This is a genomic window from Rhodoferax sp. LS1P39 (assembly GCF_056521425.1).
Genome location: NZ_JBWMAV010000007.1, coordinates 91,971 through 114,975 on the forward strand (window position 1 = coordinate 91,971; position 23,005 = coordinate 114,975).

At 63.8% G+C, this 23,005-nt stretch carries 23 protein-coding genes; 11 read left to right on the forward strand and 12 right to left on the reverse strand.

What is annotated here, in order from left to right:
- Nucleotides 1-2: 2 nt before the first annotated feature.
- Nucleotides 3-1,019, reverse strand: coding sequence for a class I SAM-dependent methyltransferase (locus AC097O_RS13210; RefSeq protein WP_479593266.1), 1,017 nt, complete (start codon nucleotides 1,017-1,019; stop codon nucleotides 3-5).
- Between the two features lie 95 nt (nucleotides 1,020-1,114).
- Between AC097O_RS13210 and AC097O_RS13215 the strand changes: the two genes are divergently transcribed.
- A complete protein-coding gene (locus tag AC097O_RS13215) occupies nucleotides 1,115-1,915 on the forward strand; it encodes an SDR family oxidoreductase (RefSeq protein WP_479593267.1) in 801 nt (266 codons plus the stop codon).
- A 9-nt stretch (nucleotides 1,916-1,924) separates the two neighbouring features.
- On the forward strand, nucleotides 1,925-2,296 hold the full coding sequence (locus AC097O_RS13220) for a dihydroneopterin aldolase (protein WP_479593268.1): 372 nt from the start codon (nucleotides 1,925-1,927) through the stop codon (nucleotides 2,294-2,296).
- Nucleotides 2,297-2,318: 22 nt separating this feature from the next.
- Here the strand turns inward: AC097O_RS13220 and AC097O_RS13225 are convergent, their stop codons facing one another.
- Nucleotides 2,319-4,589 carry a glycoside hydrolase family 3 protein gene (locus AC097O_RS13225; RefSeq protein WP_479593269.1) on the reverse strand — a complete coding sequence of 757 codons (2,271 nt, stop codon included), beginning with the start codon at nucleotides 4,587-4,589 and terminating at the stop codon, nucleotides 2,319-2,321.
- Between the two features lie 285 nt (nucleotides 4,590-4,874).
- Nucleotides 4,875-5,876 carry a LacI family DNA-binding transcriptional regulator gene (locus AC097O_RS13230; RefSeq protein WP_479593270.1) on the reverse strand — a complete coding sequence of 334 codons (1,002 nt, stop codon included), beginning with the start codon at nucleotides 5,874-5,876 and terminating at the stop codon, nucleotides 4,875-4,877.
- 293 nt (nucleotides 5,877-6,169) lie between these two features.
- Here AC097O_RS13230 and AC097O_RS13235 point away from each other — a divergent pair, with 293 nt between their 5' ends.
- The 3 genes from AC097O_RS13235 to AC097O_RS13245 are packed head-to-tail and all read left to right on the forward strand — an operon-like array spanning nucleotide 6,170 to nucleotide 9,035.
- On the forward strand, nucleotides 6,170-6,946 hold the full coding sequence (locus AC097O_RS13235) for a substrate-binding periplasmic protein (RefSeq protein ID WP_479593271.1): 777 nt from the start codon (nucleotides 6,170-6,172) through the stop codon (nucleotides 6,944-6,946).
- Nucleotides 6,937-8,289, forward strand: coding sequence for a GGDEF domain-containing protein (locus tag AC097O_RS13240; protein ID WP_479593272.1), 1,353 nt, complete (start codon nucleotides 6,937-6,939; stop codon nucleotides 8,287-8,289). Before AC097O_RS13235 ends, AC097O_RS13240 begins: the two co-directional genes overlap by 10 nt.
- Nucleotides 8,286-9,035, forward strand: coding sequence for a substrate-binding periplasmic protein (locus AC097O_RS13245; RefSeq protein WP_479593273.1), 750 nt, complete (start codon nucleotides 8,286-8,288; stop codon nucleotides 9,033-9,035). The genes AC097O_RS13240 and AC097O_RS13245 overlap by 4 nt, the downstream gene beginning before the upstream one ends.
- A gap of 34 nt (nucleotides 9,036-9,069) precedes the next feature.
- On the opposite strand, the gene AC097O_RS13250 is transcribed toward AC097O_RS13245, so the two are convergent.
- The 4 genes from AC097O_RS13250 to AC097O_RS13265 are packed head-to-tail and all read right to left on the reverse strand — an operon-like array spanning nucleotide 9,070 to nucleotide 13,526.
- Nucleotides 9,070-9,831 (reverse strand): hypothetical protein, encoded by a 762-nt coding sequence (locus tag AC097O_RS13250; RefSeq protein ID WP_479593274.1) that lies wholly within the window; start codon nucleotides 9,829-9,831, stop codon nucleotides 9,070-9,072.
- A 9-nt stretch (nucleotides 9,832-9,840) separates the two neighbouring features.
- Nucleotides 9,841-10,803 carry a LysR family transcriptional regulator gene (locus AC097O_RS13255; protein WP_479593275.1) on the reverse strand — a complete coding sequence of 321 codons (963 nt, stop codon included), beginning with the start codon at nucleotides 10,801-10,803 and terminating at the stop codon, nucleotides 9,841-9,843.
- A gap of 48 nt (nucleotides 10,804-10,851) precedes the next feature.
- Nucleotides 10,852-12,186 carry a hypothetical protein gene (locus AC097O_RS13260; RefSeq protein WP_479593276.1) on the reverse strand — a complete coding sequence of 445 codons (1,335 nt, stop codon included), beginning with the start codon at nucleotides 12,184-12,186 and terminating at the stop codon, nucleotides 10,852-10,854.
- A gap of 2 nt (nucleotides 12,187-12,188) precedes the next feature.
- The gene (locus AC097O_RS13265; RefSeq protein ID WP_479593277.1) at nucleotides 12,189-13,526 is read right to left on the reverse strand and encodes a hypothetical protein; all 1,338 of its coding nucleotides are present in this window, start codon (nucleotides 13,524-13,526) and stop codon (nucleotides 12,189-12,191) included.
- Nucleotides 13,527-13,728: 202 nt separating this feature from the next.
- Between AC097O_RS13265 and AC097O_RS13270 the strand changes: the two genes are divergently transcribed.
- From AC097O_RS13270 to AC097O_RS13285, 4 genes are all read left to right on the forward strand, one after another.
- Nucleotides 13,729-14,391 carry a helix-turn-helix transcriptional regulator gene (locus tag AC097O_RS13270; RefSeq protein WP_479593278.1) on the forward strand — a complete coding sequence of 221 codons (663 nt, stop codon included), beginning with the start codon at nucleotides 13,729-13,731 and terminating at the stop codon, nucleotides 14,389-14,391.
- Nucleotides 14,392-14,460: 69 nt separating this feature from the next.
- Nucleotides 14,461-15,390 carry a tRNA 2-thiocytidine(32) synthetase TtcA gene (ttcA, locus tag AC097O_RS13275; RefSeq protein WP_479593279.1) on the forward strand — a complete coding sequence of 310 codons (930 nt, stop codon included), beginning with the start codon at nucleotides 14,461-14,463 and terminating at the stop codon, nucleotides 15,388-15,390.
- Nucleotides 15,387-15,989: a DUF4136 domain-containing protein gene (locus AC097O_RS13280; RefSeq protein ID WP_479593280.1), complete on the forward strand. Its 603-nt coding sequence runs from the start codon at nucleotides 15,387-15,389 to the stop codon at nucleotides 15,987-15,989. Before ttcA ends, AC097O_RS13280 begins: the two co-directional genes overlap by 4 nt.
- Before the next feature lie 10 nt (nucleotides 15,990-15,999).
- The gene (locus AC097O_RS13285; RefSeq protein ID WP_479593281.1) at nucleotides 16,000-16,641 is read left to right on the forward strand and encodes a histidine phosphatase family protein; all 642 of its coding nucleotides are present in this window, start codon (nucleotides 16,000-16,002) and stop codon (nucleotides 16,639-16,641) included.
- Between the two features lie 202 nt (nucleotides 16,642-16,843).
- Here AC097O_RS13285 and ruvB read toward each other — a convergent pair whose 3' ends face one another.
- Nucleotides 16,844-17,905 (reverse strand): Holliday junction branch migration DNA helicase RuvB, encoded by a 1,062-nt coding sequence (gene ruvB, locus AC097O_RS13290; RefSeq protein ID WP_315246398.1) that lies wholly within the window; start codon nucleotides 17,903-17,905, stop codon nucleotides 16,844-16,846.
- Nucleotides 17,906-18,025: 120 nt separating this feature from the next.
- Between ruvB and AC097O_RS13295 the strand changes: the two genes are divergently transcribed.
- Nucleotides 18,026-19,189 (forward strand): carbonic anhydrase, encoded by a 1,164-nt coding sequence (locus tag AC097O_RS13295; protein ID WP_479593282.1) that lies wholly within the window; start codon nucleotides 18,026-18,028, stop codon nucleotides 19,187-19,189.
- A 66-nt stretch (nucleotides 19,190-19,255) separates the two neighbouring features.
- On the opposite strand, the gene ruvA is transcribed toward AC097O_RS13295, so the two are convergent.
- The gene (gene ruvA / locus AC097O_RS13300) at nucleotides 19,256-19,828 is read right to left on the reverse strand and encodes a Holliday junction branch migration protein RuvA (RefSeq protein ID WP_479593283.1); all 573 of its coding nucleotides are present in this window, start codon (nucleotides 19,826-19,828) and stop codon (nucleotides 19,256-19,258) included.
- Between the two features lie 176 nt (nucleotides 19,829-20,004).
- Between ruvA and AC097O_RS13305 the strand changes: the two genes are divergently transcribed.
- Nucleotides 20,005-20,544 (forward strand): bactofilin family protein, encoded by a 540-nt coding sequence (locus tag AC097O_RS13305; RefSeq protein ID WP_479593284.1) that lies wholly within the window; start codon nucleotides 20,005-20,007, stop codon nucleotides 20,542-20,544.
- A 6-nt stretch (nucleotides 20,545-20,550) separates the two neighbouring features.
- Here AC097O_RS13305 and AC097O_RS13310 read toward each other — a convergent pair whose 3' ends face one another.
- Genes AC097O_RS13310 through AC097O_RS13320 form a run of 3 tightly spaced genes read right to left on the reverse strand, consistent with a single transcriptional unit; the run spans nucleotide 20,551 to nucleotide 23,004 of the window.
- Nucleotides 20,551-21,204, reverse strand: a complete 654-nt coding sequence (locus AC097O_RS13310; protein ID WP_479593285.1) for an ABC-type transport auxiliary lipoprotein family protein — start codon at nucleotides 21,202-21,204, stop codon at nucleotides 20,551-20,553.
- Nucleotides 21,205-21,224: 20 nt separating this feature from the next.
- Nucleotides 21,225-22,202, reverse strand: coding sequence for an MlaD family protein (locus AC097O_RS13315; RefSeq protein ID WP_479593286.1), 978 nt, complete (start codon nucleotides 22,200-22,202; stop codon nucleotides 21,225-21,227).
- Complete coding sequence (locus AC097O_RS13320; RefSeq protein ID WP_479593287.1) at nucleotides 22,192-23,004, reverse strand: ABC transporter ATP-binding protein; 813 nt, start codon at nucleotides 23,002-23,004, stop codon at nucleotides 22,192-22,194. Before AC097O_RS13320 ends, AC097O_RS13315 begins: the two co-directional genes overlap by 11 nt.
- Nucleotide 23,005 lies beyond the last annotated feature (1 nt).

Consider the following 23,005-nt stretch of genomic DNA (forward strand, 5'->3'; position numbering starts at 1 on the left):
GGCTAGAGGGTATGGCTGCGGTCGCCCTGGGTGAAGCCCATCGGCTCCCACTCCGGTCCCGCGCCAAAGGCCACTACCTTGAACAATTCGCCCATTTCGTGTTCTGTGATCAATTTGAGTGCCTGCGCTTGCTCCGCATGCGTAGCGTGCTGCATTTTAGATAGCAAACCGCAGTTCATCAGAAACCGCGCCTGGCTGGTGTAGCCCAGCACGTTCAGGCCCGCGTCCTGCCCCGCCAGGGCGATGCCGCTGAAGTTGACGTGGGCGGTGATGTCTTTGAGCCCCACCAAGGCCAACGGATCGGGGTCGGCGCGGTGCTGGTAGTGGCACATCACGGTGCCGGTGTTGCGCTGCGGGTGGTAGTACTCGGCCTCGGGGAAGCCGTAGTCCAGAAAGAAGGCCGCGCCCTGGGTGAGCCTGTCGGCCAGGGTACGGATGAAGGACTCTGCCTGGGGGTGGATTTCGGTCAGGTAGTCGTGCGGGCCGTTGATCTCGGCAGGTGGGCGCAAGTTAGTGGGGCGGTCTTGCCAAACGAACTCCTGGCCGGACCAGGCCACGCCGCGCTCATGCCACACACCATTTACACGGGCCAGCAGTTGCACCGGCATCGCGTCCAGCACTTCGTTGCCCACCACCACGGCCTGCAACGTGGCGGGCAGCGCGGTCACCCAGTGCACCTTGTCGGCAAACCGGGCCAGGCGCAGTTGCTGGCGGGCCCGCAGTGTGCCGGACAGATCGACGATGCAGTAGCGCTGCACCTGGTCGCCCAGGGCTTCGAGCAGTTGCAGGGCCAAGGCACCCGAGCCCGCGCCGAATTCCCATACCTCGGTGGTACCGGTGACTTGCAGCGCCTGCGCCACCTGCGCCGCCAGGGCCTGGCCAAACAGGCCGGACAGTTCGGGTGCGGTGACAAAGTCGCTGCCGTCGGCATCCTGGCTGCCGAACTTGGGACGCTCGTTGGCGTAGTAGCCCAAACCGGGGTGGTACAAGGCCTGGGCCATGAACTGGTCAAAGGGCATCCAGCCATCGGCAGCGGTAATAGCCTGCCGAATCTCTGCCTGGAGCGCGATCGTTAAACTGGGGGTTGTTTTTTCCACCCGCAGATTGTCTCTGAATGTTGCCACCCCACCCGCCCTCCCCCCCAGCCCGTACTGCATTGGTAACCGGCGCGGGCAAACGGCTGGGCCGCGAAATCGCCCTCACCCTGGCCCGTGGCGGCTGGCAGGTGGCGGTGCACTACCGCCACTCCGACCAGGATGCTATACAAACAGTAGCTGATTGCGCCCATATCACAAGCGCTAGCGGCCTAAAACACCATAAATTCCAGGCCGATCTGGCCGATGAAGCCGCCGTGCGCGCCCTGCTGCCCCAGGTGGTGGCGCACTTTGGCGCGGTGGATGCGGTGGTGAATTGCGCGTCCACCTTTGAGCACGACAGTGCCGCCACCTTCGGCTTTGCCGCGCTGGAGCAGCACCTGCGCAGCAACACCGGCGCGCCCATCCTGCTGGCCCAGGCCTTGCATAGCCACCTGCAAACCCGCAATGCAGGCGGGGTGGTGGTCAATCTGCTGGACCAGAAGCTGTGGAACCTGAACCCCGATTTCTTCAGCTACACCCTGTCCAAAGCCGCGCTGGAGGTGGCCAACACCATGCTGGCCCAGGCCCTGGCACCGCACGTGCGGGTGGTGGGCGTAGCCCCCGGCCTGACACTCAAAAGCCATATGCTCAGCGACGAGCAGTTTGCCGTGCTGCACCAGATCTCGCCGCTGGGCCGCTCGTCCACCGCTGCCGATGTGGCGGCCACGGTCAAGTTTGCGCTGGAGAACGGCTCGATTACCGGCACCACCCTGCTGGTGGACGGCGGCCAGCATCTGATGCAGTTCGAGCGCGATTTTTCCCTGATGGACCTTACCTAAAAGAACACCATGTCCCACACCACAGGCAACCAAACCCTGCAACTCACCGGCCTGCGTTTCAACGCCAACCTGGGCATTCTGGAATCCGAAAAAACCGATCCCCAGCCCATCCAGGTGGATGCCGAGCTCAACCTCGGCCCGCAGCCGCTGGAGCCCAGCGACGACGACATCCACCACGTGCTCGACTACCGCAAGGTGCGGCAAATCATCATCGACGACTGCACCGCCCAGCACGTCAACCTGCTGGAGAGCCTGATCGGCAAGTTGGCCCAGCGCCTGATGCAGCTACCCGGCGTAATGGGCGTGCGCGTCAAGATCGCCAAGCTGGAGATCTTTGACGACTGCGAAGTGGCCATCCGGATCGAAACCGGGCAGTGGTGAGGGCACAGCCCGGCAGCTTTTATCAGTAGGTCAGACCGAAGCCGAACGGGAACAAGGTGTCCTTGGCCGGATAGCCTGGCACGTCCGGCTGGTTGTCCACGATGGCTTTGGAGCTATTGGCCAGCGCGAAGGGCAGCTTGCCTTGCGGCTTGACGGCAGCACCCGTGGCCAGCACTTTGCCGCCCAGCACGTCGAGCAAGGCGGTATTGCTGACACCGAAGCCCGCGACGATGGCCCCCGCACCCTTCAGGCCGCTGGCATCGTCCAGCACATAGGGCTGGCGGAAATAGATGGCCAGCACGGTCTTTTTGGCCCCGACTTCGTTCATCACCGCCTGGATCTGGTCCAGCGATGGCGACACCAGCCACGACTGCGCAGCCGCCATCTCGGTGAACGACAGCATGCCGTTCTCCCACGGGAAGGAGCCGCCAAAGTTCAAACCGTTGTCCAGGCAGGCCTTGGCACCGTCTTCGACCGAGTAGTCGGACTTGGTTACGCAGCGGTCAAATACGCCCCAGGCCTTGCCGGTGGCAGGATTGATGCGTCCGCCCGTGGCCGGGTCATCGCTCTTGTAGGTGCTGGCGTAGCGTGTGCTGGTGCCGGGCACGAGCTTGTTGTTCGACACCTCCACCCGGATCACCGCATAGTCATGGCCTGCCGCGCTGGGCCGTACGCCGTTGACCAGGGCTTCGCCATCGGTCACGGTGTAGCCGTACTTGGTGGTATCTGACTTGGCCAGGCCCATGGTGTAGACCTTGGCACCGGCTTTGAGCGGCAGGGTCTTGGCACCCGCACCCTGGTCCTGGTTTTGCAACAGCACCACCGACTTGCGCTGGATGTCCATGCCGGTAGCGCGGTTCGCGTCGTTGCCAATCGTGCCGTCGGCCTTGCTGGTGTCCACATAGGGATTCTCGAACAAGCCCAGCTGGAACTGCTCTTTCAGCAGGCGCTTGGCCGCCTCGGTGACGCGGGCTTCCGAGACCAGACCGGCGGTGACCAGGTCCACGATAGTTTTGTTCACGCTGAAGCCCGACAAGGTTTCGGTGCCGCCGTTGATGGCTGCCGCCACACGTTCGGGCACGGTCTTTTTCTCCAGGCCCCAGGCGCGGTCGTTGATGATGCCGGTGTCCGAATTGACATAGCCCTTGAAGCCCAGCTTGCCGCGCAGCAGGTCTGTCACGATCTGTTTGGAGAACGCCATGCCCGTCTGGTCGTAGTTAACGCCTTGGTAGGTCACGTTGATCGGCACGCCGTAGTACGGCATGACCGCAGACACCCCGGCATCCATCGCGGCCACAAAGGGCTTGAGGTGGTAGCCAAAATTGCCGCCGGGGTACACCTGGTTTTTGCCGTGCGCGTAATGCGGGTCCAACCCCATCTCTTGCGGGCCACCACCCGGAAAATGCTTCAGCGTAAGCGCAACTGCAGAGTCGGGGGTCACCGAGGTGCCGTCTTTGAGCTTGCTGCCCTGCAGGTTTTGCACCAGCGTCTTCATGATGTTGGCGTTCAAGTCTGCATCTTCGGTGAAGGTCTCGTGCACGCGGTACCAGCGCGGCTCGGTGGAGAGGTCGGCCATGTAACCGTACATGCCGCGCAGACCAATCGACTTCCATTCGCTGCCCATCACGGTGGCAAAATTTTTGATCAAAGACATGTCGCCCGTGCCCAGCGCGGCCGCTGCCAGGCCCGCCTCCTTGGGGAATTCCGTAAAAGCACCAGACGCTTCATTGATGCCGACGCGCGGGTCTTTGTCAAAGTGGTTACGCGCGTTGGACTTGAACACCACCGGGATGCCCAGACGCGTGGCCTCGCTCATCTCCTGCACCGCATTCGTGAACTTGGCGGCCTGTTCGGGCGTCACCTGCGCGCCCGTGGCCGGGATGGTCACCACGCTGCGGAGGATGAAACGGCTCATCTTCTGGGTCTGGATGAAGTTGGCGGCATTGGTGGGCAGCGCACCGGCGGTTCCCGCGTTCATGGTGTCGATCAACATCAACCCGGCTTTTTCTTCCAGCGTCATCTGGCCGACCAGATCGTCGATACGCTCCTGCACAGGGCGGCGCCAGTCCTCATAAGCATCCAGTTTTCCGTTGCCGTTGGCATCCTTGAACTGTTTGGCATCCACCGTCAGCAGCGCTTTGGACCGCACACCCATGACCGGCTGGGCGATCTCGTCGTCACCGCCGCCGCAGCCCGCCAATACCGCCAGGCCAGCCAGACCCATCAGGCCCACCTTGGCCGCTAGCGGCACGGCACGCAGGCGCAGGTTCACATGTTTTACGGAAGTCTTCATCTCTGTCTCCTTGAATATTGAGGGGCACATACCAGGGCGCAAACGGGGAACAACCCATGGAGTCAGCAGCGGCAAGTGCACTGGCAAACTCCAAAAGTTAACGTTAACAAATTATGGCTAAAAAAATAGACACATCTGTCTTTACATAGAGACGACCGTCGTTGCGCCTCAGCATTGCACGCCAAGTTGCAACAACAGACAATCCATCACCATTTCCGTCGCCGTGGTAACGATAACTTAACAAGTCCAAAGAATGTTCCCGGGTTTTCCCGGATGCAGTACCTGCTAGGTACTTAGCCGTTCAACGATGGAAAAACCGATGTCCACCACCGCCGGGCTGCGTGGCTGGCGCTCGGCACGCGCCACCACCATTTCTGCCGCCAGGCGGCCAATGCGCGTACCGTCGATGCGCACGGTGGTAAGTGGGGGGGCGGCATCGGCTGCAAAGCTTTGGTCGCCCAGGCCGACGATGGCCAGTTGCTGCGGAATCGCAAGGCCGCGCTCGCGGGCTTCGATGGACGCACCCAGCGCCAGCATGTCCGAGCTGCAGAACACCGCCGTGGTCTGGGGGCTGCGCGCCAGCACCTCGGCCAGCCCTGCCCGCCCCGCGCCCATGGTGCTGGGTGCCGGGGAAAAAGCGATGTGCACCGGGGGCAAACCCAGCGCCTGCGCCCGGTCGGCAAACGCCGTGGCCCGCGCACGGGCGCGCTCGTCGCTGGCACTGACCAGGGCTATGTGGCGATGGCCGCGCCCCTGGAAAAAATCCACCACCGCCGCGCCAATGGCCGCGTGCGAAAACCCCACCATCATGTCCACCGGCGTGGCTGTCAGATCCCAGGTCTCCACCACCGGAATGCCGCTGGCACGCAGCACCCGCCGCCCCTCGGCCGAGCGCACCAGGCCGGTCATCACAATCCCGTCGGGCCGCCGCTGGATGATGGTCTTGAGCAGTTCGTCCTCGCGTTTGGCGTCATAGCCACTCTGGCCGATCATGAGCTGGTAGCCCCGTTCGTGCAGCGCCATATCCAGCGCCTCCACCATCTCCTGGAAGACGGGGCCCACCAGCGTGGGCAGCAGTGCCGCCACCAGCTTGGCGCGAGCGCTACGCAAACCACTGGCCATGGCATTGGGTACAAAGTTCATGCGCTCTACCGCTTCCCGCACACGCTGCAGGGTGGCAGGCGACACCTTTTCAGGCGCGTTCAGCGCACGCGATACGGTCATGGCAGAAACCTCTGCCAGTCGGGCTACATCCAGGATGGTGAAAGGTTTGGTGTCGTTGGTCACTAGGGCGTCAAAGGTGGTGGTCGGCAGGCGCTTGATACTGGCAACCCGGGTGGCGGGGCACACCCATGCGGCCCGCGCATCCCTGGCCCTGGGCGATTGTAGTGACCCGCCAACGGGGAAAGTGGCGCCTTGAAAAAACGCCACCCTGGCCCAATTTAAAACGGGTGACATAGAGATCATCGTTAGAAACAGGGCAATGCTGAGCCAGAAATCCGCGTAGCATGCGCCACACGTAATAATGTGTATCTATTGCCCTCCCTATAGGGTTGCAGTCTTGACCCTTGGAGAGTTGCATGATTTTGTTTGGCGCCCGAGCTAGCTCCCGCCGCGTTGCATTGCTGACCGCCAGCTTGGGCCTGTGGGCGTGTGCCCTGGCTGCCCAGGCCGTCGAAACCATCAAGATCCTGACCGAAGAGTACCCCCCTTACAACTTCACCGACAAAGGCCGCATCACCGGCCTGGGGACCGAGGTGGTGCAGGCGGTGCTCAAAGAGATCCACATCGAAGGCCAGTTCCAGTCCCTGCCCTGGGCCCGTGCCTACGACATCGCACAAAGCAGCGAAAGCGTGCTGATCTATTCGATCAACCGGTCCAAGGACCGCGAGAAACTCTTCAAATGGGTGGGCCCGATCACCCCCACCGATTTCTACCTGTTCTCGCTGAAATCCCGCAATTTGCACCTGACCAGCCTGGACGAAGCCAAACAACTGCAAACTGGCACGGTCAACCAGGATATTGGCGAGCAGTACCTGGTATCCCAGGGTTTTGCCCTGGGCCACAACCTGCAGTCCAGCGCCCGCTATGAGCTGAACTACGAAAAGCTCAAACTCGGACGGGTGGACCTGTGGGTGGTGAACGAGCTGGGGGCCTATTTCATGGTGCGCCAAGTCGGCGACGACCCGGCGGTGGTGTTGAGCAAGTCACTGCGCATCCACGAACTCAGCGGTGGCGGCAATTACATGGCGTTCGGCCTGAAAACACCCGATGCCCTGGTGGAGCGCTTTCGCAAGGGCCTGGAAGCCATCAAAAAGAACGGCACCTACGATGCGTTGCAGAAAAAATGGCTCTGAAAGCTGCCAAGCCCACCAGCCTGGGCGGCCGTATCGTGTTGGCCACCCTGGTGTTCTGCCTGTTGTTTACGCTGGTGGTGGTGGCCTTTCGCACCTGGTCGGCCTGGCAAAACAATGTGGCACGCATGTCGGGCGAAATGGCGCTGATCGCGCAGGTCTACCAGCAAACCCTGTCTAAATCCATCTGGGAGATGGACCGCGATGCCCTGCAGACGCACCTCAACAGCATGGCCAACGCGGCCTCGGTGGGGCAGGTGATCGTCACTTTGCAGTCGGCCAACCACGCCCCCGAAATCTTTCGGCGGGTGCGCGAAGGATGGCAGCCGTCGACCCAGGCTCCGGTCCTCAGCCGCCCACTGGACCACGAGCTGTTTGCCGGCAGCAAGGAAGGCGTGGGCCATCTGGCGCTGTTTGGTGACGAGCGGGTGCTGTGGCAACGCTTGCGTGGCGAAGTGGCCGAAATCGTGGCCACCCAGGTCGCCCAGTCGTTGCTGCTGGCCAGCCTGATCATGCTGCTGCTGAACCGCCTGGTCACGGTGCATGTGCGCCGTATCGCCCAGCACCTGGGCCAGTTGACCCCCGCCAACCTGCGCCAACGGCTCACCCTGGAGCGTGCGCCCACGCGGCAGGACGAGCTGTCGCAACTGGTGGGCGGAGTCAACCAGTTGCAGGCCACGCTGTCCGACTACCTGGAGCAGCAAAAGCGCGACGAAAAGGAACTGCTGGCCCACCGCGACAACCTGGCCGAGCTGGTACGCGACCGCACGGCCGCGCTGGAGGCCGCCAACAGCCAGCTCGAAGACACCAACACCCGGCTGGACGGCCTGGCCCGCACAGACCCGCTGACCGGGCTGGCCAACCGCCGCCAGTTTGACGAAATGAAGCAGATCGAGTTCCGCCGCGCCCTGCGCACCGGCCACCCGCTGACCCTGCTGGTCTGTGACATCGACTGCTTCAAGCGCTACAACGACACCTACGGCCATGCCAGCGGCGACCAGTGCCTGAAGGCCGTGGCCACGGCCCTGGACACCGGCAGCGCCCGCGCCGGGGACCTGGTGGCCCGCATTGGCGGCGAAGAATTTGTCGTGCTCCTGCCCGCCACCGATGCCACCCAGGGCACGCTGCTGGCCACCCTGCTGCTGCGCGCCGTGGCCGATCTGGGCATTGCCCACCGCAACTCCGATGCCGCACCGGTGGTCACCATCAGCATCGGCCTGGCGCAACTCGACCCCGGCCAGGTGGACAAGTTCGACACCCTGTTCGACCAGGCCGACAAAGCCCTCTACCAGGCCAAAACCACGGGCCGCAACCGGGTGGTGGTGCACGGACAGGTAACCGCATGACTTTTGGACTACGCACCCTCCTCGCCGGGGCCCTGCTGGCACCCCTATGCCCCTGGGCACAGACGGTGCAAGTGGTCACCGAGACCTCGCCCTTTGTCTTTTTGCAGGACGGCAAAATTGCCGGCCCGGCCACCGAGGTGCTGGAAAAAACCCTGCAGCTGGCCGGCATACCCGACTACCGGCTGCACCTGTACCCCTGGGCCCGCGCCTACGACATGGCGCTGAACGAGCCCAATGTGCTGATCTACCTGGTGGCCCGCACGCCCGAGCGCGAGGCCAAATTCCAGTGGGTGGGCGAATTCATGCAAACCCGCTACCACCTGTACAAGCTGCGCTACCGTGCCGACATCCAGGCCCGCACCCTGGACGCTGCGCGCAACTACACCATCGGCGTGATGCGCGACGACCTGCGCCACCAGTACCTGCAACAGCAGGGTTTCCAACGGCTGGTGGTGTCCGCACAAACCACTGAAAACTTTGCCCAGTTGGTCAACCGCAAGGTCGATCTGGTGCCGTTGAGCGAATCCGGCGCCGAAGCCCAGTGCCACAACGCCCGTTTCGACTGCGCCGGACTGGAAAAAGTGCTGTCGCTGACCAGCCTGACCACCGGCCTGTACATGGCCTACAGCCTGGGCACCGCGCCCGCCCTGGTACAGCGCACCCAGGCCGCGTTCAAGCAACTCAAGGCCAACGGCACCGTACAACGCGCCATGGAAACCAGGGCGCCCGCCAGCAAAGCACCCTGATGGAATACGGCTGTTCAGCGGCCTGGGAAATGCATCAGGGCGCTGTCGCGAGGTTAAGGCGAACGGTTTGGTCGAAATCCAGTTCCACCGCAGTCCACGGGTCGATCAGCGCTATCGGCACCTGCACGTCTCTGGCGGAATGCACGAATAGTGGGCGTCCTAACAGCACATTTTTTGGTGGCGCAGTATCCGTGCCTGTGTGTACCCACAAAACAGTCCAGTTGGTGCTGGACCAGGCAATCCACTGCGACAGCAGCGAAAACGCAGACAGGTGGGGCAGAATTTGATCTCGCACCCAGTCCGTTGTATCCAACGTCATGGGATAGGCCCAGGCCAGCGCCCACACTTGGCCGCTAGCCCATGACACCGAGGCATCGCCACCGCCGTAATACGGCGTATTCCAATCACAGCCTGCGTTAGCCGAATAAAGCTGCGGATACGGGTTTTTGGCGATGTTTTTACCTTTGCCAAACAACAAGGAATGGGCATCGAAATACAAACGGCCCAAAGGCGACTTGATGATTTTTTTATAGTGATCTACCGACTCGTAAAACACCAGCGCGGACTCTTCTGGCAGGTCCAACGGAGCGTCCGTAGCGGCGGGATACGGCCACAGCGTGGGGATGTAGGCGGTCAACCCAAAAGACTGCATCGCCTGGTAGGTCACAGGCACAAAGGTTTCCACCAGCTTTTTTTTGAAGCTTTGCATGTCCATCTTTGCCAAACCGTCCGGACCTGGCACCTTGGCCCGTTCGGCCAGCCACACACGTACGGGCAATTGCTGTTCATCGGCCATGGTGTTGTCCTATTCCATGAAACGGGCAGGCACGGGCTGCAAGTCGGCGTGCATTTCCAAAAACCAGCGGATCACCCGACGCACCCGTGCAGGCACCTTGCTTTCGCGGCGCATGGCGATGTAGATCTGGCAGGTGCTGGCCGCCGCACCGGCTACCGGCTGTACATGGCGCAGAGCCCCCGACTCCAGATGCGCATGGGCCACATGCAGAGGTACCACAGCCACGCCCAGCCCGCCCAGCACCATGGACAACGCCACGCGCAGATCCGAGCAACTGCCCCGGACCTGGAAGTCGCCCCGGCCCGCATCCGATACCGGCTGGCCAAAAGTGGCCTCGCACCAGCGAACCAAGTAGTGCTCAGCCTGCGGATACCAGACAAGGCCCAGGCGGTATATATCAGCCGTGCTACCCAGCACGGGTAACACGGCATCGGGCGCGGCGATCAGCCCGTATTGCTCGACGCAAAAGGGATACAGGTCAATCTGGGGCGCAAACCGGCGGTCCAGCACGAAGCCAAAGTCCACCTCGCCAGCCAGTAACTGGCGGTACACCTTGTCGGTGGCCTCCAGGGTGATGTCAATCTCGATACCGGGAAACTCCTTGCGCCGCTGCAATAGCCGGGGAAAGTGGGGCGAATGGATACAGCTCTCGGGCATGGCATAACGCACCAGCCCCTGCATGGACTCGTACTCCTGGTTCAACAACTCCATAAAGGCGGAGGACGACGCCAGATACTCCTCGGCAAAGCGGGCCAGCATGCGCGCGCCCGCCGTGGGGCTGATGCCATCCACGGTGCGAACAAAAAGCTGGGTACCCAGCCGCTCCTCCAGCTTGGCAATCTGCTGGCTGATGGCCCCCTGGGTAAGAGACGCCATGCGGGCGGCTTCGCTCATGCTGCCAGTACGCATGACAGCCAAAAACCCCCTGAACAGCTTGGGGTCCAGGCGCTCGAAGTCACTGGCTTTCCACATGGCTTTCTCCAATCGTGTGGGGATGGCCTTGGTCCTAGGCCCTACCCCTTACGGGCGATAGGCGCAACCCTCAGGAATGCCAAATTTGTCACAGTATTCACAGAAACCAGGGTTGCGCGCAAGCGTGCCCAGGGGTTTTTTACCTTCTTTGGAGGATGGATTCAGGGCAGGTAGCCGTTTTTGCTTGCGCAAGTCATCCACGCAGTCTTGGAAAAATTGAATACGCGGGTCAGGGTTGGCGGTTTTGCCATCACGTTCCACTGGAAACGAGAAATGCGACAGCACCAGGATGTCGCAGATCCAAATATCCGGGTTGCCATATTTGCCCGCAGGCACCTCCATCTTGTAGCGCCCGCCCCAGCCGGTTTCACGCAAATCTGCGGCTACGGGGGTCTTGTCGGCTACAAAGCCGCCAAAGTTCATCAAAAACATCTGGTACGCCTCCAGCCCGGAGAACACCAGCAGCACAGGCTGCGACTGGCGAATTTGCCGGGCGGTGTATTCGTGGCCCTTCACGCACTGGGTATGGAACTCGGATTGCTGGATGCCATATTTTTCCTCACTCCAACCCGGAGTGGCGCAAGCCACCATGTCGTGCATTGAGACATCTTCCCCGGGCACCAAGCCCGCAGCGCTAAACATCGCGGCAGCATTCTTGAAATAGCTGCTGCCCGCCGTGGCCTGCACTTTGATGGTCTGACCCACGGTGCTAGCCTTGGTCATGGTCCCGGCGACGGGCTGGTTGGCTGCAAACGGTAGGGTTTTCTTATCCACTGAAGGAACGCCGACCATAAAGTTCTCCTCTTTACTCCAGCTATGCTGGGTGGCCGGTGTGGTGCCATCGGCCAGGCGCAGTTGCAATTGCGCTTTGCGATCGCTTTGGCGGCGGCTGGTGGCGTTAGGGCTCGAAGCAAGGGGGATGGGCAGCACCTCTCCCGGCTGGTCGGCATACATCACCGTGCTTGTATTCCACAAGCGGGGCACGTCGCTCCAGTCCGTGCGGAACTCGCTGGCATCCAGGTGCACATAACGGTGGTGCAGGGCATAGGCCTCTATGTCTTCAAAATGGGGGTACACCGCCCGTGGCCCCTCGAACGAGCGCAGTCCACCCTTATCGTTCTGCATTGGCAGCGTGAAAAATCCTGTCAGGTTCGGGTTGATGCCGACCTGCATCACCGGGGCCTTGCGGCAGCCGTGCAACATGGCCGGTGTGGGCTGATCGAACGACGCTACCTTCAGATCCGTTGGCGTACCGGCAGCGCGCAGCGCACCCGCCGAACAGCGCACGAAAGGGCCAAAGTTTTGCGGCTCCACCCAGTGGGACTTGCAATCTCGGCACTGCATCACCTCGTCAACCAACTGGACTTCTTCAGGATCGGACATGTTCAGCTCCAGGCCGGTTGGTACCAGCAAAAATTGAAAAACCGCACGGTCTGCGCAGGAGCCCGTTTGAGCCCGGCTTTCAGCCAGTGCTTGGCTGCCAGGCGCACATAAAGCTGCGGCGGCATGTTGGGATTCCACTGTGTACCGCTGCACTGCCAGACATCGTTGCGCGTGGCACGGAAATAACTGGCGAAGATGTGGCCTTTGCGTACCAGACGCAGCGTGCCCTTGGCTGGTACACCCGCCTTGGGCACCGGGCCTACGTCACCGCCGTAACGGTTGTAGAGGTTGTCGGAGCGCGCCGCAGGGCCCAGGGCCAGTTGCCCGTCTGGCGACATCCAGGGTTCGTCCAGGGTGCGGGTGAGGGTGTAGGAGCGGTTCCAGCCGATGCGGTATCCGTCGGCTTCGTCGCACTCGGCGCTCACGTAGGGGGGTGTGCCGTGCACATCAAACACCAGGCTGGTGTCCAGGTGGGTCAGCTTGGTACGGTCCAGCACGGCCGGGCCCCGCGGCGGGTCGATGGTGATGACCGCCAGCTCCAAGGTGCTGCCCAGGGCTGGGGCGCTGGCAACAAAGTCCACCTGCACATCAAAGTCGCCCTGCACCGGCTGGCGCAGCACTGCCCCGCCCCCGGAATACTGCTGCCCTGCTTCCATCTCGATGCACAGTCCGTCTGGCGCCAGTGACACAAAGGATTCGCGGCGCAGGTTGGAGTAGCCCAGGGCCCAGCGCGCATGCACTTCGGCGGCCTGGGCCGGATCAAAAGACTCGCACAGCACCCGTGCCGGGTTAGGCCAGGGGCTGTCAGCCCCATGCTGGGCGGTACAGCGGGCCACGACCACCGGCGCGCCAGTCACCGGCACGTCCAGCAGCCACAGATAAAGCGTTTCGTCGAGCGCCTCGGCGGGGCGGGTGGGCCAGGCTTGCTTTGGGATATCGCGCGTAGGGGCAACAGTGTGCACATAGAGCTGCACCGGGCTGTGTAAGGAAAACTTGCTGTACTGGCTGGCGTTCACCACCAGCGTGGGGGCAAACGCCAACGCGGCGCCCAAAAGCAGCGCATCCAGTTCCTTCAGTGCCGCGTCTGCCACTGGAGCACTGTCCGCCGGAATCACCAGCATCAGAGGACAAGCAGCACCGAACAGATAAATAAACCCATCCAGCCGGTGCCGTACTCCGGAGCTTGGCTCGATCCACCACACCCCGTCATTCAGAGCGATATGGCAAGCCAGACCATCTGCCCCCATGGCTAAGGCCGACCACCAAGCGTCCCAGCTGCCCTTCTGGCCCGGCCCGTGCGCCACATCGCCCCCTAAAGCAAACAGCGGAATCGATTTCATGGAGTGTGCCTTTCCAACCCGCTGGCAAGCGACGAGTTGCATTGCATTGTGGGATCGAACCAGCGGCGAGTCCGGCGATTTTTGGTAATACCGGGCATCACGACCAGCCGCGCCACTAATGGGGGCCAACAAGCACCATCGCTTGCCACCGCGACAGGTGTGGCCGACAGTTGGCTCGAATGTAAAGATGCAGGAGCTCGCCATGCCCGATTGCGCTACCCTTGAACCCACACTGGCCCACCCCGCTTTTGTGGAACGACGCAAAACCAACCCAACCAACAATGATCTGCGCTGCTTGTTATCAGCTTTTGACGCGCTGGCGAATGGGCTGGCCGTGGTCACGGCAGGCGGCAAGGTGTTGTATGCCAACCGGGTCGCCCGCCAGACCTTTGCCGACCTGGGATGGACCCACAGCAGCGGCAACCTGCGCCAGATTCCGCCACACCACCCCCCCGTGTGGGATGAGGCATTGCGCGCAACCTGCTCCCGCCATGTCCACCAGATTGTGGACATTGGCATACGGAGCCGCGACCAAGGCGAGCTGTATGCCGCACTGACCCCGCTGGCCGTCGGCCCGGACGACTGCGCCCTGGTCACCCTGGGCCGCAGCGCCCTGTGTGGCGCGCTTGAGTTACAAATGTTCGCCATGCTGCACCGCCTGAGCAACTCTGAAAGCCAGGTGCTGCGCCATGTCTGCCACGGACACCGACCTTCGGCCATCGCCGAATTGCAGGGCACGGCGTTATCCACTGTACTGACCCACTTGAGCGCCATCCGCTCTAAAACAGACTGCACAAGCGTGCAAGACCTGCTGCGTAAAGTCGCCCGCTTGCCTCCTATTCGTCCACTGATGGTGGCGGGCTAAACCCACATACAGCGTCCGCTAACCGGCGCAACACGGGATAATCGGCATCTTTCAGACCCGATTGCCCCCATGAGTGCCACCTGGACCCCCGACGAACTGACCGCCCCCACCTCTCCAGCGGCCCCCGATTTCAAGATCGAACGCGAAACCCATAAGCTGGAAAAACGCCTGTGCCGCGAAATGGGCAAGGCCATCGTGGACTACAACATGGTGGAAGAAGGCGACAAGGTGATGGTGTGCGTGAGCGGCGGCAAGGACAGCTACGCCATGCTGGACATTTTGCTCAAGCTCAAGGCGCGTGCGCCCATCCACTTTGACATCATCGCTGTCAACCTCGACCAGAAGCAGCCCGGTTTCCCCGCCGACGTGCTGCCCACCTACCTCACCGCCCTGGGCGTGCCCTTCCACATCGAAAACCAGGACACCTACAGCATCGTCAAGCGCGTGATCCCCGAGGGCAAGACCACCTGCGGCCTGTGCAGCCGCCTGCGCCGGGGCATTCTGTACCGCGTGGCCGACGAGCTGGGCGCGACCAAGATCGCCCTGGGCCACCACCGCGACGACATGCTGCAGACCTTCTTTTTGAACATGTTCTTTGGCGGCAAGCTCAAGGGCATGCCACCCAAGCTGGTCAGCGACGACGGCAAACACATCGTCATCCGCCCGCTGGCCTATGTGACCGAGAAAGACCTGACCCGCTGGGCCGCGCACAAGCAGTTCCCCATCATCCCCTGCACCCTGTGCGGCAGCCAGGAGAACCTGCAACGCAAGCAAATCGCCCAGATGCTGCAAGAGTGGGAAAAGAAGCACCCAGGCCGCATCGAGAGCATGTTCAGCGCGCTGCAAAACGTGGTGCCCTCGCACCTGATGGACCGCAGCCGCTACGACTTCGAGGGGCTGCAAACCACCGGCGTGCCCAGCGATGACGGCGACCAGGCCTTTGATGCGCCCAGCTTCCCGCCCGCAGGTTTGCCCGGTCTGCAGGTAGTGCACCTATGACCGCCTGGCGCGCCGTCCTCCTCGGCATGGCCATGCTGCTGGGCGGCTGCGCCACCGTCACCCGGGTGGACAGCGACGTGCAAAGCTTCGCCAGCTGGACCAGCGCCGTACCCCGCCCCCTGGCCTTCCGTTTCGAGCGCCTGCCCTCCCAGCAGACCGATGCCGAACAGCAAACTGCGGTCGAACAACTGGCCCTGCCCTCCCTGGCCCAGGCCGGGCTGGTACAGGATGTGCCCAACGCCCGCTTCAGCCTGCAGATCAGCACCCAAATGGTGACTGAAAGCACCTGGAGCCATCCTTATGGTCCCTGGGGACCACGCGGCCCCTGGCTGGCCGGTGGCAGGGGCCGCCCCTTCATGGCACCGATGTTTCCGATGCCGCCCATGGAAGTGCGCAGCTACCAGCGCCTGCTCAGCCTGGTGCTGCGTGATCTTGGCACCGGCCAGGTGGTCTACGAGACCCAGGCCCGCATGGACAGCCGCTGGCCCATCGGCCACGACCTCCTGCCCGCCATGGTCACGGCGGCGCTGCACGGTTTCCCCAACCCACCCCAGGGCCTGCAGCGCATCACCGTCGATATCGCCCCCGCCACCCCGTGAAAGCAACCTGATGGAAGCCACCCGCATCATCGCCATCCGCCACGGCGAAACCGCCTGGAACGTCGACACCCGCATCCAGGGCCAGCTCGACATCCCCCTCAACGACACGGGCCGCTGGCAGGCCCACCAATTGGCGCTGGCGCTGGCCGGGGAGCCCATCACCGCCGTCTACGCCAGCGACCTGTGGCGCGCCTATGACACCGCGCTGTCGGTGGCCGGGGCAGTGGGCTTGAACATCACCACCGACGAGGGTCTGCGCGAACGCGGCTTTGGCAGCTTCCAGGGCCGCACCTTTGCCGACATCGAAGCCGAGCTGCCCGAGCAAGCCCTGCGCTGGCGCAAGCGCGACCCCGACTTTGCCCCCGAAGGCGGCGAAAGCCTGAACGACTTCCGCGACCGCGTGCTGGCCTGCGTCAACACCCTGGCCGCCCAACACCCCGGCGAGTTGATCACCGTAGTCGCCCACGGCGGCGTGATGGACGTGCTGTACCGCGCCGCCACCGGCCAGGGCCTGCAAGCCCCCCGTACCTGGGACCTGGGCAACGCCGCCATCAACCGCCTGCTGTGGACGCCCGAGGGCTTCACCCTGGTCGGCTGGGCCGATACCTTCCATCTGGAACAGCAGGGTGCGCTGGACGAGAATTCGGCTTAAATAGTCACACCCCCAGGCTACAGCGCAAGCGCTTTTCGCCAACCCCCTTGCAGGGGGCGCATCCTGTGGCCTGGCAAAGCCAGTTCCACGGATGCCCTGGACAGCGTGCGTTATGGCTGATGCGTGGAAGCGAAGAAATTACAACGCGGTGTAATATTTTTTATAGCTGCTTGCGCCCATTCCATAAGTGCTGGGGCCCGATTTAATCCACAGAAAACAACCCACCCTCGGTCTGCGGTGGTGTCACACCCAGATGCCGGTAGGCGGCCAGGGTGGCGATGCGGCCGCGGTTGGTGCGCTGCAAAAAGCCCTGCTGGATCAGGTAGGGCTCGATCACATCCTCAATCGTGTCGCGCTCTTCGCCGATGCTGGCGGCGATGTTGTCCAGGCCGACCGGGCCGCCGTCGAAGCGGTGGATCACGGCTTCCAGCAGTTTGCGGTCCATCAGGTCGAAGCCCTGCGGGTCCACGTCCAGCATGGCCAGGGCGCGGTTGGCGATGTCCAGGGTGATGGTGCCGTTGCCCTTGACGTCGGCGTAGTCGCGCACCCGGCGCAGCAGGCGGTTGGCGATGCGCGGCGTGCCGCGGGAGCGGCGGGCGATCTCGAAGCCGCCGTCGGCGTCCATGGGCGCATTCAGCAACCCGGCACTGCGCTTGACGATGCGGGCCAACTCCTCGGGCGTGTAGAACTCCAGCCGCGCCACGATGCCAAAACGGTCGCGTAGCGGGTTGGTCAGCATGCCCGCGCGGGTGGTGGCCCCCACCAGGGTGAAGGGCTGCAGATCAAGCTTGATGCTGCGCGCTGCGGGGCCTTCGCCGATCATGATGTCGATCTGGTAGTCCTCCAGCGCGGGGTACAAAATTTCTTCCACCACCGGGCTCAAGCGGTGGATTTCGTCGATGAAGAGAACGTCGTTCTTTTCCAGGTTGGTCAGCAGAGCAGCCAGATCCTTGGGCTTTTCGAGTACCGGGCCGCTGGTCTGGCGCAGGTTCACGCCCAGCTCGTGGGCAATGATGTGGCTCAGCGTCGTCTTGCCCAGGCCGGGCGGGCCGAACAGCAGCACGTGGTCGAGTGCCTCGCCGCGCTTGGTGGCTGCACCGATGAAGATCTCCAGCTGCTCGCGGGCCTTGGTCTGGCCCACGTAGTCGTCGAACAGCTTGGGGCGCAGGGCGCGTTCGATCGCCTCCTCTTGCGGCGAGGTGGGGGCGGCGGAGACCATGCGCTTCGGGGGCGGCGCGGCAAAATCATCAGTCTGGATGGACACGGGCAGGCAGTCAGGAAAAGGGGTTGGCCACTATAGCGCCTGGGCCTGCCTGCGTTAAAAATGCGCCCCGCTTATGGCTATAGTCCATGTAACACTTTTAGCCCCCGCCAGGACCCCGCCATGACGCACCGTACGCACACTGTTTCCTCCCGCTGGGCGCTGGCCCTGCTGCTCTGCGCGGGCGGTGCGCTGGCGAACGACGCGCCTGCCGAGAAGCCCAAGGCCGCCAGCAAGATCGCCCTGCCCGCCAAACCGGCACCGGAAGACCCTGGCAGCAAGGAATCCATGGCCCAGCAGGTGCGCGAAGCGGTCGACAAGGTCAATGCTGGTGACGGCAAAAAGCCCAGCAAGTCCAAGGGCAAGGCCGCCCCCACTTCCACGCCGGGCATCACCATCACCATCGAGGCCGAGCCCAAAAAGGCCCGCGCCGCCAAACCACCCGGCACGCCCGCCGCGCCGCCCGACATCGCGGCGGCCCGCGCCAAAGCCCATGGCCTGGCCAACCCTGCCGACAGCAAATCCGCCACCCGCGCCGCCGCCCTGCAGTCGGTGGCCCCCGGCGCAGCCGCCACCGCACTAGCGCCGCCTCTGAAAAGCGCCGATGTGCCATGGAGCTACGCAGGCAATACCGGCCCGCAGGCCTGGGCCAGGCTCAGCCCCGACTTCAACCTGTGCGCCCAGGGCACGCGCCAGTCGCCGATTGCGATTGACGAGACCAACACCTTGCAGGGCCCGGCCGAGCCGCTGCAGATCCGCTACCAACCCAGCAGCGCCATGGTGCTGAACAACGGGCGCACCATCCAGGTCGATGTGGTGGGCGACAACACCCTGACGGTGCGCGGCGCCAGCTACAAGCTGTACCAGATCGTGTTCCACCACCCCAGCGAAGAGCGCGTCAACGGACGCACATTTGCCATGGTGGCGCACCTGGTGCACCGCGATGCAGACGGCCAACTGGCGGTGATTGCCGTGCTGCTCGACCCCGGCCAGGCCAACATTCTCATTAACAAGATCTGGACCTACATGCCGCTGGACGTGGGCGACCGGGTGCGCATGCCCGCCGGTCTGCTGGACTTGAACGAGCTGCTGCCGCAAGACCAGCGCTACTACCAGTTCATGGGTTCGCTGACCACGCCGCCTTGCTCCGAGGGGGTGCTGTGGATGGTGCTGAAGCAGCCGGTGCAGATCAGCCCCGAGCAGTTGCGCCTGTTTGGCCAGCTGTACCCGGCCAATGCCCGGCCCGTGCAGCCGCTGAATGGCCGCGTGGTGCGGGATGCGCAGTAGGTATTTTTAGCACCAAATCAGCCTCTAGCGCTTATTCCACAAGCGCAAGCAGCTATCAAAAAGATACTATTTTCCTAGCGCCTTCAGCGCCAGCTTGATGCCTTCGCTCACGCCCACACCGGCGGGCAGGGCTTTCAGCGCCAGGGCGGCTTCCTTGTCGCTGTAGCCTAGGGCGACCAGGGCCTGCAGGATGTCTACCTGGGCATCGCTGGTAACACCCGCGCGGATGCCGATGTCGGGGCCCAGCTTGCCTTTGAGCTCCAGCAGCAGGCGTTCGGCAGTTTTGGGGCCAATGCCGGGCACCTTCTTGAGCCGCCCCACCTCTTGCAGCGTGATGGCCTGGGCCAGGTCGTCCACGCCCATGCCCGACAGCACGCTCAAGGCGGTGCGCGGCCCCACGCCGCTGATCTTGATGAGCTGGCGAAAGGCATCGCGCTCGCCCGGCGTGGCAAATCCGTACAGGATTTGCGCGTCTTCGCGCACTACAAAGTGGGTCAGCAGCGTGACCTGCTCGCCCAGGCCCGGCAGGTTGTAGAAGGTGCTCATCGGCACATCCACGTCGTAACCCACGCCGTGGCAGTCGATCAGCACCTGGGGCGGGTTTTTGGCGGCCAGCAGGCCTTGGAGTCGTCCGATCATGGAAATCCTGGAGAGAAAACGCCATTGTCCATGACGGCGCATTCCGCCATTCGATCGAAATTTGCGCGAATCCAGCTACTAGATTTGCTTCCATTTTGTTACATACATTGCATTCTGCGCGAATGTGTAACCGGATTGACCCCCTACCATGGACTTCTTTCATGAAGGGAACCCCCATGGCTCTACAAACCCCGTTTTTTGGCAAGCGTGAACCCGAGGCGTTTGGCGTGCGCAACAACCTGGCCCAGGCACAGTCCCTGACCCCACGGCCCCAGCCCCAGGCCACACCCGCGGTGGCCGAGACCGTCGACATTCCGGTCGAGGCGGCAGCCGCCCAGCCTCCGGCCAAGGCCACCGGCAGCACCTTGACGGTGGGCCCCAACATCAAGCTCAAGGGCGTAGAAATTACCGATTGCGACACCCTGGTGGTCGAAGGCACGGTCGAAGCCACCATGGATTCGCGCCTGATGCAGATCACCGCCGCCGGGGCTTTCAAGGGCTCGGCCGACATCGACATTGCCGAAATCCACGGGGCCTTTGACGGCGAGCTCACCGTGCGCGACAAGCTGGTGATCTACGCCACGGGCCGCGTCACCGGCAAGGTGCGCTACGGCAAGCTGGTCATCGAAGAAGGCGGCCAGTTGTCGGGCGAAGTCGCCTTTGGCACGGCCAAGACCGCACCGGTCAAAACCCCGCTGCAGGCCATCGCCGCCTGATAAGCATCAGCGCCCCACCGTCTCCAGCCAGGCATCCAGCTCCTGCGCCAGGGCATCGGTGGCGGCTGCCAGCGCCCGCACACCGCCGGGCGCGTCGGCGCTGGGGGCCGGGCGCTGCACACTGAAAGAGCGCTGGGCCAGCAGGCTGTCGCCCAGCAGCGTGCTCTCTACCAGCGTAGCGCGCAGCCGCACCAGGCCGGTGCTGGCGGCGGGCGACTGGAACACCTGAGTAAATTCCTGCAACTCCAGCCGCAGCAGCCGGGGGGCCGGCCCGGTGGTGCGCGCCAGCGCGGCGCTGTCGCTGGCACCCAGCACCGCCCGGCGCTGGCCCAGCACATCGCGCAGGCGCTGGCCCACCAGTTGCGCGGGCGGCACGCTCCAGCGGGCCTGGGTGTAGGGGCGCAGTTGCTGGGCATCGGCATAGCCCAGGCGGTACAAAACCGCGGTGCCGCCGTCGGCCAGGCCGGGTGCGTCCACATCGGCCAGCGCCAGGGGTGGCAAGTTGCCGGTAGCCACCACCGTGGTGCCGGGGCCGAAGTCGTACTGCACCGCGCGCAGCGGTTTGTCGGGCAGGGCCGAGCAGGCTCCCAAGGCCAGAAATACCAAGCCAAATAGGCACTTGGCGCTTATTCCATAAGCACGAGCAGCTCTTTTATCCATAGCAAATCCTAAAAACGTGTTCATGGTTGCGCCGCCGGGACCACAAAGCCTGCCTCGCCGGGGCCGGGCACGGCGGCACCGCCGCCAAAGATCAGCGACTGCGGCTGCTCGCTGATGCCGTTAACAGTGCGGCCCAGTTGCCGCGCCGCGCGGGATGTGTCGTCGGCCACCCGGTTGATGCGCGGCAGGGTGGCGCTGCCAAAGGTGTCGGCCGCGTGCGACAGCGCACCCGCGCCGTCGGCCAGCCGGTCCATCACGCCGCCTTGTGCGTTCAGCCGCTCCGCCGTCTGGCCGATGGCGGCGAGGCTGCCGTTGGCGGTGGCGGCGGCGGTTTGCAGTGCGCGCAGGGTGCGCTGGGTGTCGTCGGCAATGGCCGGGATGCGGGCCAGCGCCGGGTCGAGGCGCTGGGTCACGGTCTGCTCCAGCCGGGCGCTGAGCGCGGCCAAACTGGTGGTGGCCTGGTCGGTGCTGGCCAGTACGCCGGTGACGCGCTTTTGGTTCTCGTCGCTGAGCAACTGGTTCAGGCGCAGCGTGGCTTCGTCTACCTGCTCCAGGATGCGCGGCACCTGCTGGGTCAGCTTGCCGAGCTGCGAGGTCTCCAGCGGCAGGCGTGGCACGCCGCTGCGTCCTGGGGGAATGCGCGCCTGCGGCTGGCCCGCGTCGTCAATCTGCACAAAGGCCAGGCCGGTGATGCCCTGGTAGCTCAGGGTGGCAAAAGCGGTGGGCGACAGCGGCGTGGTGTCGTCCACCGCGATCTGGATCAGCACATTGCCTGCCACGTCGGGGTCGAAACCGATGTGGGTCACCTTGCCCACGGCCACGCCCTTGTAGCGTACGGCGGCCTGGGGCTGCAAGCCGGTGACCGCGTCTGCCGACGACAGCTCGTACGGGTGGCTGCTGCCGGTATCGCGCGTAAGCCACACCGCCAGCGCCACCAGCAGCGCGGTAATGGCCAGCACAAACGCGCCCGCCGCCAGCGCGTGGGATTTATTTTCCATGGGGGAGATCTCCTTGGGGAATGGGAACAGCGGGCAGCGGAGCCAAGGCACGCCGCCCGCGTTCGCCCAGAAAAAAGTGTTCGATAAACGGGTGCGGGAAGGCCACCACTTCGGCGGGCGGGCCGGTGACCAGCACCTTTTTTTCGGCCAGCACGGCCACCCGGGTGCTGAGGGCAAACAAGGTATCCAGGTCGTGCGTCACCATCACCACCGTCAGGCCCAGGCCCTGGTGCAGAGAGCGCAGCAGGGTGACGAAGTCGTCGGCACCGTTCGGGTCCAGCCCGGCGGTGGGCTCGTCCAGCAGCAAAAGCGGCGGGTCCATCACCAGGGCGCGGGCCAGCGCCACGCGCTTGACCATGCCGCCCGACAGGTCGGCGGGCATTTTGTCGGCATCGGCGGCGCGCAGGCCCACCATTTGCAGCTTGACCAGGGCCGCGTCGCGCACCAGTGCCTCGGGCAGGGTGCGCAGCTCGCGCAGCGGAAAGGCAATGTTTTCCAGCACGGTAAAGGCGGAAAACAGCGCCCCTTGCTGGAACAGCATGCCGACCCGGCTGGCGGCCCCGGCGCGGCTGAGCTCCGCTGCGGGTTGCCCCAGCACCGTGACCTGGCCCTGGGCGGGCTGCTCCAGCCCCAGCATCTGGCGCAGCAGCACGGTTTTGCCGGTGCCCGAGCCGCCCACCAGCGCCACAATTTCGCCGCGCTGCACCGTCAGCGCCAGGTCCTGGTGGATGACGACCCGGCTTTTGCCGCTGCCAAACGCCGTTTGCAGGCCCTGGATGTCGATGAGGGTGTCTGCGTCCATG

Bases quoted from the DNA above. Each gene is read 5' to 3' on its own strand.
- AC097O_RS13210 (WP_479593266.1), bottom strand. From the start codon at position 1,019: ATGCCCTTTGACCAGTTCATGGCCCAGGCCTTGTACCACCCCGGTTTG.
- AC097O_RS13215 (WP_479593267.1), top strand. From the start codon at position 1,115: ATGTTGCCACCCCACCCGCCCTCCCCCCCAGCCCGTACTGCATTGGTA.
- AC097O_RS13220 (WP_479593268.1), top strand. From the start codon at position 1,925: ATGTCCCACACCACAGGCAACCAAACCCTGCAACTCACCGGCCTGCGT.
- AC097O_RS13225 (WP_479593269.1), bottom strand. From the start codon at position 4,589: ATGAAGACTTCCGTAAAACATGTGAACCTGCGCCTGCGTGCCGTGCCG.
- AC097O_RS13235 (WP_479593271.1), top strand. From the start codon at position 6,170: ATGATTTTGTTTGGCGCCCGAGCTAGCTCCCGCCGCGTTGCATTGCTG.
- AC097O_RS13240 (WP_479593272.1), top strand. From the start codon at position 6,937: ATGGCTCTGAAAGCTGCCAAGCCCACCAGCCTGGGCGGCCGTATCGTG.
- AC097O_RS13245 (WP_479593273.1), top strand. From the start codon at position 8,286: ATGACTTTTGGACTACGCACCCTCCTCGCCGGGGCCCTGCTGGCACCC.
- AC097O_RS13250 (WP_479593274.1), bottom strand. From the start codon at position 9,831: ATGGCCGATGAACAGCAATTGCCCGTACGTGTGTGGCTGGCCGAACGG.
- AC097O_RS13255 (WP_479593275.1), bottom strand. From the start codon at position 10,803: ATGTGGAAAGCCAGTGACTTCGAGCGCCTGGACCCCAAGCTGTTCAGG.
- AC097O_RS13260 (WP_479593276.1), bottom strand. From the start codon at position 12,186: ATGTCCGATCCTGAAGAAGTCCAGTTGGTTGACGAGGTGATGCAGTGC.
- AC097O_RS13265 (WP_479593277.1), bottom strand. From the start codon at position 13,526: ATGAAATCGATTCCGCTGTTTGCTTTAGGGGGCGATGTGGCGCACGGG.
- AC097O_RS13270 (WP_479593278.1), top strand. From the start codon at position 13,729: ATGCCCGATTGCGCTACCCTTGAACCCACACTGGCCCACCCCGCTTTT.
- ttcA (WP_479593279.1), top strand. From the start codon at position 14,461: ATGAGTGCCACCTGGACCCCCGACGAACTGACCGCCCCCACCTCTCCA.
- AC097O_RS13280 (WP_479593280.1), top strand. From the start codon at position 15,387: ATGACCGCCTGGCGCGCCGTCCTCCTCGGCATGGCCATGCTGCTGGGC.
- AC097O_RS13285 (WP_479593281.1), top strand. From the start codon at position 16,000: ATGGAAGCCACCCGCATCATCGCCATCCGCCACGGCGAAACCGCCTGG.
- AC097O_RS13295 (WP_479593282.1), top strand. From the start codon at position 18,026: ATGACGCACCGTACGCACACTGTTTCCTCCCGCTGGGCGCTGGCCCTG.
- ruvA (WP_479593283.1), bottom strand. From the start codon at position 19,828: ATGATCGGACGACTCCAAGGCCTGCTGGCCGCCAAAAACCCGCCCCAG.
- AC097O_RS13305 (WP_479593284.1), top strand. From the start codon at position 20,005: ATGGCTCTACAAACCCCGTTTTTTGGCAAGCGTGAACCCGAGGCGTTT.
- AC097O_RS13310 (WP_479593285.1), bottom strand. From the start codon at position 21,204: ATGGATAAAAGAGCTGCTCGTGCTTATGGAATAAGCGCCAAGTGCCTA.
- AC097O_RS13315 (WP_479593286.1), bottom strand. From the start codon at position 22,202: ATGGAAAATAAATCCCACGCGCTGGCGGCGGGCGCGTTTGTGCTGGCC.
- AC097O_RS13320 (WP_479593287.1), bottom strand. From the start codon at position 23,004: ATGGACGCAGACACCCTCATCGACATCCAGGGCCTGCAAACGGCGTTT.